Origin of the sequence: Pseudomonas sp. BF-B-15, from assembly GCF_019946675.1 — a bacterium.
GTDB lineage: Bacteria > Pseudomonadota > Gammaproteobacteria > Pseudomonadales > Pseudomonadaceae > Aquipseudomonas > Aquipseudomonas migulae.
Map to the genome: position 1 here is coordinate 1 of NZ_JAGYFZ010000045.1, position 15,557 is coordinate 15,557.

16 protein-coding genes are annotated in these 15,557 nt (G+C 60.4%); 8 read left to right on the top strand and 8 right to left on the bottom strand.

The window, feature by feature from the left end:
* Nucleotides 1–108: 108 nt before the first annotated feature.
* The 3 genes from KGA97_RS15960 to KGA97_RS15970 form a co-directional block, all read right to left on the bottom strand.
* Nucleotides 109–999, bottom strand: coding sequence for an esterase/lipase family protein (locus KGA97_RS15960; protein ID WP_008045209.1), 891 nt, complete (start codon nucleotides 997–999; stop codon nucleotides 109–111).
* A 108-nt stretch (nucleotides 1,000–1,107) separates the two neighbouring features.
* Nucleotides 1,108–1,413 (bottom strand): DMT family transporter, encoded by a 306-nt coding sequence (locus tag KGA97_RS15965; protein ID WP_008031171.1) that lies wholly within the window; start codon nucleotides 1,411–1,413, stop codon nucleotides 1,108–1,110.
* Nucleotides 1,414–2,052, bottom strand: coding sequence for an FMN-dependent NADH-azoreductase (locus KGA97_RS15970; protein ID WP_223481077.1), 639 nt, complete (start codon nucleotides 2,050–2,052; stop codon nucleotides 1,414–1,416).
* A gap of 108 nt (nucleotides 2,053–2,160) precedes the next feature.
* On the opposite strand from KGA97_RS15970, the gene KGA97_RS15975 reads away from it, so the two are divergent.
* A complete protein-coding gene (locus KGA97_RS15975) occupies nucleotides 2,161–3,123 on the top strand; it encodes a LysR substrate-binding domain-containing protein (protein ID WP_223481078.1) in 963 nt (320 codons plus the stop codon).
* A 62-nt stretch (nucleotides 3,124–3,185) separates the two neighbouring features.
* Here the strand turns inward: KGA97_RS15975 and KGA97_RS15980 are convergent, their stop codons facing one another.
* Nucleotides 3,186–5,261, bottom strand: coding sequence for an AsmA family protein (locus KGA97_RS15980; RefSeq protein WP_223481079.1), 2,076 nt, complete (start codon nucleotides 5,259–5,261; stop codon nucleotides 3,186–3,188).
* Nucleotides 5,262–5,649: 388 nt separating this feature from the next.
* Between KGA97_RS15980 and KGA97_RS15985 the strand changes: the two genes are divergently transcribed.
* The 7 genes from KGA97_RS15985 (at nucleotide 5,650) to KGA97_RS16015 (ending at nucleotide 10,998) form a co-directional block, all read left to right on the top strand.
* The gene (locus KGA97_RS15985; protein WP_207284740.1) at nucleotides 5,650–6,162 is read left to right on the top strand and encodes a hypothetical protein; all 513 of its coding nucleotides are present in this window, start codon (nucleotides 5,650–5,652) and stop codon (nucleotides 6,160–6,162) included.
* A 157-nt stretch (nucleotides 6,163–6,319) separates the two neighbouring features.
* The gene (locus KGA97_RS15990) at nucleotides 6,320–6,952 is read left to right on the top strand and encodes a TetR family transcriptional regulator (protein ID WP_008035416.1); all 633 of its coding nucleotides are present in this window, start codon (nucleotides 6,320–6,322) and stop codon (nucleotides 6,950–6,952) included.
* Between the two features lie 371 nt (nucleotides 6,953–7,323).
* Nucleotides 7,324–7,824: an urease accessory protein UreE gene (gene ureE, locus KGA97_RS15995; protein ID WP_207284739.1), complete on the top strand. Its 501-nt coding sequence runs from the start codon at nucleotides 7,324–7,326 to the stop codon at nucleotides 7,822–7,824.
* Nucleotides 7,821–8,495 carry an urease accessory protein UreF gene (locus tag KGA97_RS16000; protein WP_223481080.1) on the top strand — a complete coding sequence of 225 codons (675 nt, stop codon included), beginning with the start codon at nucleotides 7,821–7,823 and terminating at the stop codon, nucleotides 8,493–8,495. Before ureE ends, KGA97_RS16000 begins: the two co-directional genes overlap by 4 nt.
* A 23-nt stretch (nucleotides 8,496–8,518) precedes the next feature.
* Nucleotides 8,519–9,133 carry an urease accessory protein UreG gene (gene ureG, locus KGA97_RS16005; RefSeq protein WP_008035409.1) on the top strand — a complete coding sequence of 205 codons (615 nt, stop codon included), beginning with the start codon at nucleotides 8,519–8,521 and terminating at the stop codon, nucleotides 9,131–9,133.
* Nucleotides 9,134–9,167: 34 nt separating this feature from the next.
* Nucleotides 9,168–9,740, top strand: coding sequence for a HupE/UreJ family protein (locus KGA97_RS16010; RefSeq protein WP_192226939.1), 573 nt, complete (start codon nucleotides 9,168–9,170; stop codon nucleotides 9,738–9,740).
* 130 nt (nucleotides 9,741–9,870) lie between these two features.
* Nucleotides 9,871–10,998, top strand: a complete 1,128-nt coding sequence (locus tag KGA97_RS16015; protein WP_223481081.1) for an AGE family epimerase/isomerase — start codon at nucleotides 9,871–9,873, stop codon at nucleotides 10,996–10,998.
* Nucleotides 10,999–11,092: 94 nt separating this feature from the next.
* Here the strand turns inward: KGA97_RS16015 and KGA97_RS16020 are convergent, their stop codons facing one another.
* From KGA97_RS16020 to livM, 4 genes are all read right to left on the bottom strand, one after another.
* Nucleotides 11,093–11,857, bottom strand: coding sequence for an SDR family oxidoreductase (locus KGA97_RS16020; RefSeq protein ID WP_008035394.1), 765 nt, complete (start codon nucleotides 11,855–11,857; stop codon nucleotides 11,093–11,095).
* 830 nt (nucleotides 11,858–12,687) lie between these two features.
* The gene (locus KGA97_RS16025; protein WP_223481082.1) at nucleotides 12,688–13,404 is read right to left on the bottom strand and encodes an ABC transporter ATP-binding protein; all 717 of its coding nucleotides are present in this window, start codon (nucleotides 13,402–13,404) and stop codon (nucleotides 12,688–12,690) included.
* On the bottom strand, nucleotides 13,401–14,276 hold the full coding sequence (locus tag KGA97_RS16030) for an ABC transporter ATP-binding protein (RefSeq protein ID WP_008035389.1): 876 nt from the start codon (nucleotides 14,274–14,276) through the stop codon (nucleotides 13,401–13,403). Before KGA97_RS16030 ends, KGA97_RS16025 begins: the two co-directional genes overlap by 4 nt.
* Entirely contained in the window at nucleotides 14,273–15,556 is a 1,284-nt protein-coding gene (livM, locus tag KGA97_RS16035) for a high-affinity branched-chain amino acid ABC transporter permease LivM (protein WP_008035387.1), read from the bottom strand. The genes KGA97_RS16030 and livM overlap by 4 nt, the downstream gene beginning before the upstream one ends.
* Between the last annotated feature and the right edge of the window lies 1 nt (nucleotide 15,557).

Sequence of the window (15,557 nt, forward strand, 5' to 3'; positions counted from 1 at the left end):
GCGTCGCCTGATCTGACGCCTTCGCGGGCAAGCCTCGCTCCTACAGTTCATGCGCTGTCCCTGTAGGAGCGAGGCTTGCCCGCGAAGAACGATAATGCGGTCTGACGGCTAAACCCCCGCCGCCTTCAACCGCGCCGCATGCTCCACAAACAACCGGATCGGCTCGGCCCCCTTCCCCACCAACCCCAACGATTGGTTGACGATGTCAAAGTGATCCAGCGGATACTCATCGCCAATCACCGTGCCCAGATGCGAGCTGTAACGCCCGACCATCCCGTCGCAATGCCCGACTTCACGCACGAAGGTTTTGGCAAACAGCCGACAACTGCGGTTCGTCCCGTCGAACAGATTGCGCCCGCGATCGGTCTTGCCTGGCTGCAACGTGCCGGACCACGAGTAATAGCGCACGCCGTTGACCTCTTCCGGCCCGTGCCCACCCCATGTTTCAGGCAAGCCCTGTGGATAACGTTGGTTGAACAACGCCACACCCGCCGTCGTCAGCGATTCATGGGACGCGTGGATGTCCACCGGCAGCTTCGGCCCGCGATAACCCGTCTCCAGCAAACTCATCAACGCACCGATGATCCGAAGAAAAAACGCCAGCAGCCGCCCCCTCGCGCTGTCCGCCGGATAATGTTTGTGCAAGTAGTCCGCCAGTTCCGAGCCGTGATTGGGGCCTGCCACCGAGGTCACGGAAGCCACGCGATCCGGGCGTTTGGCGGCGGCGTAACGGGCGGTCAGTGAGCCTTGGCTGTGGCCGATCAGGTTGACCTTCTCGGCACCGGTTTCCCGCAGGATTTCATCGATCCGCGCCAGCAATTGTTCACCGCGCACTTCAGTCGAGTGCAGCGGCGACACCTGAACCGCAATCACCGTCGCCCCTCCCTGGCGCAACGCCGCCACGATCCCGTACCAGTACGGATAAAGCACCAGACGGATAAACCCGAGCATTCCCGGGACCAGCACCAACGGATAACGCGTGGCAGAACCTTGCGACATGGGCAAACGTCCTTGTGATCGGTGAGGTGACGCAAGGCTGAATACAAGACATCAGCCCAGCATCGACATCGAATGTGACAGCTCGACGACCAGTCTATGACATCCGCTCTATTTCAGCCCCGCCACCCCCGCCACGATCAATCCGACCGATACCAGTTTGACCGCCGTCAGGCTTTCGCCGAGCAACGCAAACCCGAGAAACACCGTGCCCAGCGAACCGATTGCGGTCCAGATCGGGTAAGCGATGCTCACCGGCAATTCGCGCATCGCCAGGGTCAGGAAGTAAATCCCGCCCACTGCCGCCACTACCGTGATCAGTGACGGCCAGAGCCGGGTGAAGCCTTCGGCATACTTCATGCCCATGGCAAAGGTGACTTCGAACCCGGCGGCAATCAGCAAAAACACCCAGGCCATCTAGAACTCCCTGGCCAGCGTCAGCAAACGCTGCTCGGCCTCGACGACGGAGATCTCGAAGGTGCGCTCGGCGGATTCTTCACCCTCGGCGGCCACGACGGTCACGTCGGTAATGCCGATAAACCCCAGCGCCGTGCGCAACAGCGTATCGGCATGGTTCAAGGCTTCCAGTTCACCACCGGGACCGAAACCGAACCCGCCACGGCTGGTGACGATCAGCGCTTTCTTGCCGTGCACCAACGGCTCGTATTGCGCGACACCATTGTCCAGCGTGTGATTGAAGGTAAGCCCGAGCCGCACGATTTGATCGATCCACGCCTTGAGGCCGCTGGGCACGCTGAAGTTGTGCATCGGCGTGGAAATCAGCAGCAGATCGTGGCCCAGCAACTCGGCGACCAGTTCATCGCTGAACGCGAGGTCGGCCTGCATCGTCAGCGGCCGCGCCTCGGGCTCGGGGTAAAACGCGGCGGCCACAAACGCTTCGTTGACCGGAGGAATCAACGCCCGTCCAACTTCGCGGCGAGTCAGTTGCGCTTGCGGATGGCGGACCTGCCAGGCGCCGAGAAACACTTCGGCCAGGCGACGGGAGTGGGAACGTTCGCCCCGTGGGCTGGCGTGAATGGCAAGAATTGTGTTCATCTGAATCTCCTGAGGACTAAACTCAAACGGCGTGTGGCATGCAGCTTGTGCCCGCGACCGTTTCGCCTCAAATGAGCAAAAATCAGCCTAGATGAATTAATTTCATCCATGGAGTGTTCAATGTTTGCCTCGCTGCCACTGACCGCCCTGCGCGCCTTCGAATCCGCCTCACGCCTGTTGAGTTTCAAGGCCGCCGCCGAAGAACTGTCGGTGACGCCAACGGCGGTTTCCCACCAGATCCGCTCGCTGGAAACCTGGCTCGGCGTGCCGCTGTTCGAGCGACTGCCACGGCAAGTGCGCCTGACCGAATGCGGCGAGCGCCTGTTTCACAGCCTGCACGGCGCTTTTCTGGAAGTGGCGCAAAGCGTCGACACCTTGCGCCCGCAACGCAGCGGCACCAGCCTGACAATCTCCACCACCGCGGCTTTTGCCGCCTTGTGGCTGGTGCCGCGACTGGGGCGTTTTTACGCCCGGCATCCGAACATCAGCGTGCGGCTGGACACCCATTGCGAAGTCATCGATTTGCATCAGGACGCCAGCGTCGATCTGGTGGTGCGTTATAGCCTCGATGACTACCCGAACCTTTATGGCCTGTGCCTGTTCGATGAATCGTTCGGCGTTTATGGCTCGCCGGAACAGGTTGCACAGGCCAGCATCCGGGCACCGACGTTGATCAGCGTGCGTTGGCACAACTCGAAGCTGTACGCCCATGGCTGGGAAGCGTGGTGCTCGCAGTCTGCAGAAACCTGGCTGACGGCAAACCCGGCGGTCCGCGAATACGACGAAGAGCATTACGCGCTGCAAGCCGCGATCGCCGGACAAGGCCTGGTGCTGGCGAGCAATATCCTGGTGTCCGAGAGCGTGGCCAGTGGTTTGTTGGTGGCTTACCGGAGTGACATTCAGGTGAGTGGCGCCGGTTACAGCGCGCTTTGCGTACCGGGTCGAGAACGCCATCCGCCGGTGCGGGCATTTTTTGCGTGGTTGCAGGAGGAAGCCCGATTGTCTGGCCTGTTGCCAAGATCGCCAATCACATCAAACTTTTCGCCGCGCTTGTCACTCACACCGGAGTAGCGATCACTTCCCTGTGGCCGACATCCTGAAAGATTTGTAGCGCCTGTCAGACCGTCATCGGTTTATTTGGTGGGCTTAACGGTGACGGGGGCCTTGCCTGCCTTCATCTGCTCCAGCAACGGCGCACACTGATTCGGCTCACCCCCACTCGGCGCCACCAGCGCCAGCAACCCCGCCGCCGGCGCCGCAATCACGCCCAAGGCCACCATCCCCGCCCCGCGCAATATCAGCGGCACCGCCTTCACGCCCGCATCCGGCTTGATGAACTTGCCCCGCACGTACAGCGGCGAACGCAGGGAAATCAGGCGCCAGCCCTTGGATTCCGGGGTGATGGTCAGGTCCAGTTGCTCAGTCGCCATGTTCGCCGTGCCATCGATGTAGATGATCGCGTTCTCGGTATCGAAGACAAACAACCGAGTGGTGGCCAGGCCGGTCTTGATGTCGAAGTCGGCCGCCGCGCAATTGATCTTCACTTCTTTGTCGCCAAAGATTTTACCGACCACGTAGTTGCCAACGTTCAGCCCAGCCAGTTCCATCAACTCGCGGCTGATGGCACCGTCGTTGATCAGCATCTTCAGATTGCCATTGGCCGAACCCAGCAGCTTGGCCACCGAGTTGCCGTGACCACTGATGTCGGCATCGCCATTGAGCTCGCCGAAACTGGTCTTCATCGGTTCAAAGGTCGGGAACAGCTGCTTGAGCTTGAAACCGCGCCCGGTCAGCTTGGCGTTGCCTTCCAGCGGCTCGGTGCGACCGTTCAGGCGAATCTGCGCATCCAGTTTGCCGCCGGCCACGCCGAAACGCAGGGGTTCGAGACTGAGCACGCCGTCGGTCAGCACCAGGTGCGTGTAGAGGTCATTGAACGGCAGTTTTTCACTGTGGACGATGCGCTTGCCGGTGAATTCGACGTCGGCGTCCATGTCGCGCCAGCGCTCGGTCTTGAACTCTTCGACCGGTAACACCTTGTCCGCCGGCTGCTTGCTTTCGCCGCCGCGGGCCTTTTGCTTGGCGTTGGAGTCGGCGCCGATCAAGGGCGCAAGGTCGGTAAACAACAGTTGATTGGAGAGCAGCGAACCGCTGAGTTTCGGCCGAGGCTGGCTGGCGACGTAGGCCAGGCTGCCATGGATGTCGCTCTCGCCGATCTTGCCGTTGAACGCTTCGTAATGGAACACCGCGCCGCCCGGCTCATGCAGCTTGGCGATCAAGTGGCCGTCGGTGGCGTAGGGCGGTGTATCCGGCAGGGTCACGCCGGTCAGCGGATAGAGGTTGCCCAGGCTGCTGCCGGCCAGTTTCAGCCGCAGGTCCAGCGCACCAAGGTTGAGTGGGTCGGTCAGCGTACCGGCGAGCTCGACGCTGGTGTCGGCAATCTTGACCTGGGCCTGGAGCGGGAACGGCCGGGCCGAATCCTGCAAGGCCAGCAGGCCGCCGATCTTGCCTTCGCCCGTCAGTTTCTGGCCGTGGTATTGGCCTTTGACCTTCAGTGCAAACGCGTAATCCTGGGGAGCCACGCCCTTCTCCTGCGCAGTTTTCGCGGCTTTTTCGCCGACGATGTCGCTGAATGGGATCGGCTTGCCCAGCGGATCGATGATCAGGTCGAGCTGGGTTTTCAGGCTCTGGTCGTCGAGGGTGACGTGGCCTTTGTCGAAGCCGATCGCACCGATGTCGACCACCCAACTGGAAGGTTTGGCGTTCGGGTCTTTCGGGTCGAACTTGAAGGTCCAGTTGGCGCGGCCATCGGCCAGGCGCTGGAGGTCTGCGTTTGGTTCGGTCAAGTCAATGCGCGGGATCGTCACCCGTTGCGCCAACAGAGCCAGCGGCGAAATGCGCAGCTCGACGCGTTTGAGCGTGGCCATTTGCGGTTGCTTCGACCAGTCCGGGTTGCCGAGGCTCAGGTCCTGCGCCACCACATGCGGCCACGGCACCCAGGCGCGCCACCCACCTTCGTCAAGCTCACGCCGCCAGACCACCGCGAGGTTGCCATTGATGGCAAACGGTCGATGCAGCTCTTCGGAGACTTTGGCGTTGAGGGTCGGTTTGATCCGGTTCCAATCGAAGAACGCGATGATCAGAACCAGTATCGCCAGTAACACAACCAGGCTGGCAAAGGTCCAGGCAAGAATTTTCGGGGTGCGCGTCATTGCACAGGGCTCCTGAATACGACTGAGCGCCCTGACCGCGACGCGCGTGTGAAACCCCAGGCCAGAACCGGCCTGGCATGAAGCCTAGGACTGGGAAACGGCGCGCAGGTTTAATCGAAATGCGGCTTAACGTTCAAATAATCGGTCGGGGACACCCTGCACTCGAAATCCGGCGTTACCGACCCCGCACTTTTGTGCGACGCACGTGAGTAGAAAATACCCACATCAGTGCGAAAACATCCGCCGGAAAGGCCCGGTCTAGAGCCTTCGCACGGAACAATCAATTCTGTTGATTATTACCATTGCGTTTATGAACTTTTATATCGACTTATCGAGAGTAGCATTGGCCTCGTACCCACTTTGCCGCCCTCCCACGGAGCACATGATCATGAAACGCCAACTACTGTTTAGCCTTACCCTCTCCATGCTGGCCAGCACCGCTTTCGCCCTGCCAGCCGCTGACCAGGCCACCCCACAAGTGAAAGACAGCCACTCGGTGTTCAGTCAAACCGTTGCCGAAGGTGGTAATGATCGCCTGAAAGAAAAAGGCCTGATCACTCAAGATGGTTCGGACCGCACTCCACAAGGTCAAACCCTGGCCGCTGACGGTTCCGATCGCACCCCACAAGGCCAAACCCTGGCTGCCGACGGTTCCGATCGCACCCCACAAGGTCAAACCCTGGCTGCTGACGGTTCCGACCGCACTCCACAAGGCCAAACCCTGGCTGCTGACGGTTCCGACCGCACTCCACAAGGCCAAACCCTGGCTGCCGACGGTTCCGACCGTACCCCACAAGGCCAAACCCTGGCTGCCGACGGTTCCGACCGTACCCCACAAGGCCAAACCCTGGCTGAAGGTGGTGGTGACCGCGTAATCGAACGCAACAGCGCTGTGAGCTAAGCCCATGGCGGCCTTGAAAAAAAGCCCAATCCACGGATTGGGCTTTTGACTTTATAGAAGCCACGCATTCCCTCGCATCACTCCCGATAGTCGTTCGACGCCGGCAAAGCCGATTTGCTAGAGTGCGCCGCTGTCTTGTCCAGAAAACACCCTTGCGATGCTGCCCCGCGCCGAACAGAAACAACAAACCCGCAATGCCTTGATGGACGCTGCCCGCCATTTGATGGAGTGCGGCCGAGGATTCGGCAGCCTGAGCCTGCGCGAAGTGGCGAAAACCGCCGGCATCGTCCCCACCGGTTTCTACCGGCATTTCGCCGACATGGATGAACTGGGCCTGGTGCTGGTGAGTGAAGTCGGACAAACCTTCCGCGAAACCATCCGCCTGGTGCGTCACAACGAGTTCGTCATGGGCGGCATCATCGATGCCTCTGTGCGGATTTTTCTCGACGTGGTGTCGGCCAATCGTTCGCAATTCCTGTTTCTGGCCCGCGAGCAGTACGGCGGTTCGCTACCGGTGCGCCTGGCCATCGGTCGCTTGCGCGAAGACATCAGCTCGGACCTTGCGGCCGATTTGTCGCTGATGCCAAAGCTGCAACACCTGGACATCGCCGGCCTGAGTGTCATGGCCGATCTCATCGTCAAAAGCGTGTTTGCGACCCTGCCGGAAATCATTGATCCGCCGGCCGAGGCGTTGCCCGCGCATTTGACACCGCAGGCGAAAATCACACAGCAGCTGCGCTTTATCTTCATCGGCCTCAAGCACTGGCAAGGCCTGGGCAGCACGGAATAACCCTCCTGCACGCCGATCTCCTGTAGGAGCCGGCTTGCTGGCGATTCAGACAACTCGGTGCGTCTGAACCACCACCTCCCTTGTAGGAGCTGGCTTGCCAGCGATGGCGCCCTTCAGCCAATAAAGATGTCGTCTGGCCGACCGCTATCGCCGGCAAGCCGGCTCCTACAAGGTTGGGTGGTGAATGCGGGATCGCGAACAATCTGGAGCACACCCTGCGCCGTCATTTGGTGCGCCGTTCCCAGCCCCGCACCAAATTGCCGCAACAAACTGAAACGCCATCCATGCGCCGACAGGCATTTCCTACACTTGCGCCGATTGGCAAGCCCCTTGCTCTAGCCTGACTATTGTCCATAGCTGGAAGCTTTCCGATGCTGGTGATTCATCGCAGAATCGAGCCTCAACCCGTCTGGGCCGCCGAGTTGCACCTGACCTTCGAAGCCCGGAGCAAAAGCCGTTTGCGCTGTTTCAGTGCCGAGGGTGAAGACGTCGGGTTGTTTTTGGAGCGCGGTCAGTCGCCCCTCACTGATGGCGAATGCCTACAGGCTGAAGACGGTCGCATCGTCCGCGTCTGCGCCCGCCCCGAACAACTGCTGCACGTCACCTGCGCCAATGCATTCGAACTGACCCGCGCGGCCTATCACCTGGGCAATCGCCACGTCGCACTGCAAGTCGGTGATGGCTGGTTGCGCCTGCTCGACGACTACGTGCTCAAGGCCATGCTCGAACAACTTGAAGCCAAGGTCGAAAACATCGAAGCGCCGTTCCAGCCGGAGCACGGCGCCTATGGTGGTGGCCATCACCACTCGCGGCATGGCGACGAAGACTTCAACTACCCGCCGAAACTGCATCAGTTCGGCGTACGCCAATGAACCCGGCCTGGGCGCTGTTGCGCCTGGCCAGTCCGCAATTGCCGATTGGCGGCTACAGCTATTCCCAAGGTCTGGAAATGGCGGTGGATAACGGCCGGGTGAATGATTCAGACAGCGCCCGTCGCTGGATCAGCGATCAATTGCTGCTGAACCTGGCACGCTTCGAGGCGCCCCTGCTGCTCGCCCATTGCGTGGCCGCCGCCGCAGAAAACTGGGCCGAACTGCTGCAACGCTGCGAAGAACACCGCGCCAGCCGGGAAACCCGCGAGTTGCATCAGGAGAGCCGACAGATGGGCTATTCCTTACAGCAACTGCTCAACGGTTTGCCGGAACTCGATGCACCGGCCCGCGCCTTTCTCGAACAACGCCCCGAACCGCACCTGGCCCTCGGCTGGGCGCTGGCCGCACGCGCCTGGCACATCAGCCCGCAAGACGCGCTGGCCGCATGGCTCTGGAGCTGGCTGGAAAACCAGTTGGCGGTGCTGATGAAAACCCTGCCGCTGGGCCAGCAAGCCGCGCAACGACTGACCAGCGAACTGCTGCCACTGCTGCAACAAGCCCAGCAGGACGCCACCCGAATCAACCCCGACCACTATGGCAGCGCCACTTTCGGCCTGTCCCTGGCGTGCATGGCCCATGAGCGCCAGTACAGCCGTCTGTTCCGTTCCTAGGGCCTGTTATTTTGGAGAATCACATGAACACACAACCTCTGCGCGTCGGCATCGGCGGCCCGGTCGGTTCCGGCAAAACCGCCCTGACGCTGGCCCTGTGCCTGGCGTTGCGCGAGCGCTACAACCTGGCGGTCGTGACCAACGACATCTACACCCGCGAAGACGCCGATTTTCTGGTGCGCAACCAGGCCCTGGCGCCGGAACGGATCATCGGCGTGGAAACCGGCGGCTGCCCGCACACGGCGATCCGCGAAGACGCCTCGATCAACCTCGAAGCCGTGGATCAACTGAACCGACGCTTTCCGGGGCTGGATCTGATTCTGGTGGAGTCCGGAGGCGACAACCTTTCAGCCACGTTCAGCCCGGAATTGTCCGACCTGACAATTTACGTAATCGACGTCTCGGCGGGCGACAAACTGCCGCGCAAGGGTGGGCCGGGGATCTGCAAATCCGACCTGCTGGTGATCAACAAAGTCGACCTCGCACCGCTGGTAGGCGCGTCGCTTTCGATGATGGACAGCGACACGAAGCGCATGCGCAACGGCAAACCGTTTGTCTTCAGCAACCAGAAAACCGGGCTGGGCCTGGAAGAAATCATCGCCTTCATCGAGCGCCAGGGCCTGCTGACCGCAGCCTGATCACGATCAAACTTATCAACAAGGAAGCTTATCCATGACACTTAAACGCATCCTGGGCGCCATGGCCCTGCTGCTGACTCCGGCCATCGCCTTCGCCCACCCCGGTCACGGCGACAATGGCTTGATCGCCGGCATCAGCCACCCGATCGGCGGCCTCGATCACTTGCTGGCAATGGTTGCCGTCGGGCTGTGGGCGGCACAGCAGAAAGGCGCTGCACGCTGGGCGCTGCCGTGCACGTTCGTTGGCACCATGCTGATCGGCGGCCTGCTTGGTTTTGAAGGGCTGAACCTGCCAGCGCTGGAAAGCGGGATTGCGGCGTCGGTACTGGCGCTGGGGCTGGCGGTGGCGCTGGCGGTACGTCCGCCACTGAGCGTGGCGGTGGGTGCGACGGCGTTGTTTGCGTTGTTCCATGGCGTGGCGCATGGGCTGGAATTGCCGGACATGTCGAGCCCTTGGGCCTATGCCGCAGGGTTTGTGGCGGCAACGGCGGCGTTGCATGCGGCGGGTTATGCGCTGGTTCGCGTGTTGCCGCAAGCAGCAGCGCCGCTGGTTCGTCTGGCGGGTGCGGCGTCGGCGGCGACCGGGGTGTGGTTGTTGGCGGGTTGATTTGGTTTTGCCGGTAATAGCCTCTTCCTGTAGGAGCGAGGCTTGCCCGCGAAGGCGGCCCGACAGACACCACATCTCTCAGGCCTGATAACATGTCGCGCATTCGCCCCTGCCGTGACGACGCCAGCCAATGCCTCATGCTCCCCGCTCCGCTTCCCAGCCTGAATTGACCGCTCTGTTTGCCGCGGTGCAACAGCATTTCCAGGACGTGATCGTGCCCCTCTGGCAAGGCCCCGGCTGGAATGCCGAACTGGCGCTGCCCTACGAAGCACTGGATGCCGAGCATCATCCCTTGCCACCGCAACGCTACCGGGCCATGGCCTGCGCGCGGCAGCTGTATCTGTTTTCCAGCCTGATCGGCCAGGTGCCGGGCGCGAAAGAGCGTGCGGCTGCGTTGTTCCGCTCGTTGCAGCAACATTTCCACGATGCCGAACACGGTGGCTGGTTCTACAGCATCGACCCGCAGGGCGCGCCGCTGGATCAGCGCAAAGATCTCTACACCCACGCCTTCATCCTCTTCGCCTGCGCCCATTACTGGGACAAGGTTCGCGAACCGCTGGTGGAGTCGGTGCTCAACGCGGTGCTGGAAGTGCTTGATCAGCGCTTCAGTTCGGGCGATGGCTTGTACGAAGCCTGCCTTGAGCGTGATTGGTCGTTGCTGAATACCGGACCGCTGCAAAACCCGCTGATGCACCTCGCCGAAGCGTTTCTTGCCACGCTTTCAGTGCGTGAAGACCTCGCCGTGCAGCGTGCGCTCGTCGAGTTATGCACAGCCATGCAACAACGCTTTATCGATCCGCAACACAGTGTGCTGATGGAAAAGCCGCTGGGGTCTGTGGATAACTGGTTTGAACCGGGACACCAGTTCGAATGGTATTTCCTGCTGGAATCTTCGCCGTTGTTGCGCGGTTCAAAACTGCACGCCTCTGTGGAGCGCGCCTTTGCGTTCACCGAGCAACTGGGCGTCGATCAATCGAGTGGCGCCGTGCGCGCGATGCTCACGCTCGACGGGCATTCGAAAGATGCCACCCAACGCATCTGGGCTCAGGCTGAATACTTGCGTGCGTTGACGCTGCGCCCGGACAGCGGGGCATCGGTACTGCACCAATTGCAGGCGCTGCAACAGCGTTCTCTGCATGCGCATGGCTGGTATGAGTGTCGTGACGAGAACGGTGAAGTGAGCCGGCAGGATATGCCGTCGACTACGCCTTATCATTTGGCGACCTGCTATCGCGGGTTGGTCGACTATCTTCGTTGACAAATAGATCGTATTCGCGGGCAAGCCTCGCTCCTACAGGTTTTGCATAGACCTGTAGGAGCGAGGCTTGCCCGCGAATGGACGTTACGCAGTCTTACCCCTTGTTACGCTCAATCGCAAACCCGGCCCACGTCTGGCTCACCGGCATCAACTCGAGGCTGTTGATGTTGATGTGCGCTGGCGCATTGAGCACCCAGAAAATGGTCTCGGCGATGTCTTGCGGCTGGATCGCCTCGGCACCGGCGTAGGTCGCGTTGTAACGCTCCTGGTCACCGGCAAAGCGCACCAGCGAGAACTCACTCTCACACAGGCCCGGCTCGATGTTGCTGACGCGAACGCCCGTGCCTTGCAGGTCGCAGCGCAGGTTCAGGGAGAACTGTTTGACGAACGCCTTGCTCGCGCCATACACGTGGCTGCCCGGATACGGGTAGTTGCCGGCAATGGAGCCGAGGTTGATGATGCCGGCGCCACGGCCATGGGCGATCAGACGCGGCAACAGCAGGCGAGTGCTGTACATCAGGCCCTTGATGTTGGTGTCGACCATGGTGTCCCAATCATCAAGATCGCACTTCGGCGCCGGATCCACGCCGAGCGCCAGGCCAGCGTTGTTGATCAACCCGCGCAGCTTGGCGAAGGATGGTGGCAGGTTGGCGATCGCCTCCTCCATGGCCTTGCGATCACGCACGTCGAGCACCAGGGCATGGACCTCGGTCTGCTTCGACAACTCGGCGCACAAGGCATTGAGGCGCTCTTCACGACGACCTGTCAGCACCAGTTTCCAGCCAGCCTCGGCAAAACGACGGGCACAGGCTTCGCCAAAACCGGAAGTCGCGCCGGTAATAAACAGGGTGTTGGACATCGTGTTCTCCTTGCTTCGGCCGACGGGCCGCCATTGGATTAGAAAATCAGCTGGCAGCATGCCCGGCCTTGCCGACAGCGGCAACTATCAGAAAATCTGTACGAAAAACAACCAACGCGAGCAACGCCATATACACCGTGGCCTGTAGCTATGTACGCGCACGTTATCCACAGGCCGGTCCACAGTTTCCGGGGGCAAGTGAAAAAGCTGGAAGCCGCTGTGCACAAGGCTTTGCGGGCAGATCATAAAGTTTTTCGCTTGACCCTGAAGTGCTGGCTGTGTAGCCCAAGGCGTTTTGCACGATTGACCGGGTTTGCCAACGATGGCGCCAAGCCAGTAACTACGGCCCTTAGCCGAGTCTTTCCAGAGTTTAACCACAGACTTATCCACAGGCTGCCATCGTGTGTTTCAGGCCTCTTTCGCAATCAATAAAAAGGTTGACAACGCTGACCTCAAGCCCGGCAAAAACGCCTGATCAAAAAACAACCACATCGCTACAAGCCACGATTTAAAAGGCTCTCAGCCAGCTACTCCCACGTTATTCACAGCCAGTTCCACAGCAAACGGGGACAAGTCAAAACCGTGACAAAACAACTATTTGCAGCGGCTTTATGTCGCGCTTTGAGAGCTTGGCAAATTTGTTTTCCACAATTCACCGCGGTCCCTGTGGGAGCGAGCCTGCTCGCGATAGCGCAGTGTCAGTCGCCATGCTTTTCACAGACCCACCGCAATCGCGAGCAGGCTCGCTCCCACAAGGGATTTGCGGTGTATTGGAGGCGTAAAAAAGCCCCGACGATTGCTCGTCGGGGCTTTAGATGTTTCAACAGGACTCAATGCCCGCCGAGATAAGCGTTACGCACCTCTTCGTTCACCAGCAACTCCTTGCCGGTGCCACTGAGGCGGATCTCGCCGTTGACCATCACGTATGCCCGATCCGACAACCGCAGGGCGTGGTTGGCGTTCTGCTCGACCAGAAAGATGGTCATGCCGGTCTTGGCCAGTTCCCGCAGGGTGGCAAAGATCTGTTTCACCACAATCGGCGCGAGCCCAAGGCTCGGCTCATCGAGCAACAGCAGTTTCGGCCGGCTCATCAACGCACGGGCGATGGCGAGCATTTGCTGCTCGCCGCCGGACATGGTCATGGCCCGCTGGGTCCGCCGCTCTTCGAGACGCGGAAACAGCTCGAACATGCGTTGCATGTCTTCCTTGGCGTACTTGTCACCAATCGGGATGGTGCCCATCTGCAGGTTTTCCTCGACGGTCATGTCGGGGAACACGCGCCGGCCTTCCGGTGATTGTGCAATGCCGTTGGACGCAATGTAGTGCGACGACTTATGGGTGATGTCCACGCCCTGATAGATGATCTGCCCGTCTGCCGCGCGCGGCTGGCCGAAGATCGACATCAGCAGGGTCGACTTGCCCGCACCGTTGGAACCGATGAGGCTGACGGTCTCCCCTTCGTTGATGTGCATCGATACTTTTTTCAGGGCCTGGATCGGGCCGTAAAACACGTCCAGGTCTTTGAGTTCGAGGATCGGGTTGCTCATAGCACCACCTCCTCTTCATCGGCGCCCAGATAGGCTGCAATCACTTTCGGATCGTTGCGAATCGCCTCGGGGCCGCCCTCGGCGATGACGACGCCGTGGTCCAGCACCACGATGTGGTCGGAAATGCTCATAACCATGCCCATGTCGTGTTCGATCAGCACCACGGTCAGATCGTGCTCGTCGCGCAGCAGCCGGATCATCGCGCTCAGCGCTTCGGTTTCCTGAGGGTTGAGGCCGGCGGCCGGTTCGTCGAGGCAGATGATCTGCGGCCGGGTGCACATGGCCCGCGCAATCTCCAGACGACGCTGCTGGCCGTAGGACAACTCACCGGCCAGACGGTTGGCGCAATCCACCAGGTCCACCACTTCCAGCCAGTAGAAGGCGTGGTCCAGCGCATCGCTTTCAGCCTTGCGATAGCCCTTGGTATTGAGGATGCCCGCGAGCATGCTGCGGTTGACCCACATGTGTTGGGCCACCAGCAGGTTTTCCAGCACCGACATTTCCTTGAACAGGCGAATGTTCTGGAAGGTCCGCGCCAGGCCGGCACGGTTCACCAGGTGAGTGCCGCCGAACATCTTGTAATGGAGCCGGCTGATGAAGCTTTTCGGCGATACAAAATCAGTCGCCTTGAACGGTTCACCGAGCATTTTGATGACATCGGTGCGCTCGCCGCGCACGTTGAGTTCGATCTTGCCGCCCGAGGCCTTGTAGAACCCGGTCAGGCAGTTGAACACGGTGGTCTTGCCGGCGCCGTTGGGGCCGATCAGGGCGAAGATCGAGTTGCGCTTAACCTTCAGGCTGACATCGTTCAACGCCTTGATGCCGCCGAAGTGCATCATCAGCTTCTCGACCGAGAGTACGACTTCGCTCATGGCGCTACTCCTTTACGCGGGGTCACACCGGTACGGCTGATCCGAATCAGGCCGCGCGGTCGCCAGATCATCATCAACACCATCAGGATGCCGAACAGCAGCACGCGGTATTCCGCGAAGCCACGCAGCAGTTCCGGGGCCACCGTCAGCACGAAGGCTGCGATAACCACGCCGATGGTCGAACCCATGCCGCCGAGTACCACGATGGCGAGGATCAGGGCCGATTCAAAGAAGGTGAACGAGGTCGGGTTGACGAAGCCCTGGTAAGTGGCGAAGAACACGCCAGCGAGGCCGGCTGTCGACGCACCGATGGTGAACGCCGAAAGCTTGACCAGCACGTGGTTCAAACCCATGGAACGGCAGGCGATTTCATCTTCACGCAAGGCTTCCCAGGCGCGACCGACCGGCATGCGAGTCAAACGGTGCTTGATGTACAGCACAGCCAGCACGACCAGGAACAATACCGCGTAGATGAAGTAGTACTTCACGTCAGGGTTATAGGCGATGCCGAAAAACTCGTGGAACGGAACGCCACCGTCCTTCGCCCTTTTGCCGAACTCGAGGCCGAAGAAGGTTGGCAGAGGCGCCGGCATACCGTTGGGGCCACCAGTCAGGGTCAGCCAGTTATTGAGGATCAAGCGAATGATTTCACCGAAGCCCAGGGTCACGATCGCCAGGTAGTCACCGTGAAGGCGCAACACCGGGAAACCGAGGATGCAACCGGCCAGCCCCGCCGTGATCGCCGCCAGTGGCAGCACCGTCCAGAAACCCAGCCCCAGGTATTGATAACCGAGTGCCAACCCATAGGCGCCGATGGCGTAGAACGCCACATAACCGAGGTCGAGCAGACCGGCCAGGCCAACCACGATGTTCAGACCAAGCCCGAGCAGCACGTAGATCAACCCGAGGATGACCACGCCCAGCAGGTAGGAGTTGGAGAAAAACGGGAACACCACGGCGATGACGATCATCAGCGGGATGATCCAGCGCAGCCGGGATTTGTAATCGGGTGCCAGTACATGAACCCCCGAACCGGTGGTTTCAAAGCCTTCGAGAATTCTCAGGCCTTTCGGCGTTTGCAGGAACAGGCTCAAGGCAAAGCGGCCGGCCATGACAATGGCGACAATCCACGCCACTCGGGTCGTTTCCAGATTGAAGCCATAGCCGTCGAGGACTATGCCGACAATCGGGCCGAACACGATGAGGGCAACAAGACCGGCAAGAATCGCGTCAACCAGGCTTCTTTTGAGATCAATGGTTTTTTTAGTGGTTGAAGACATC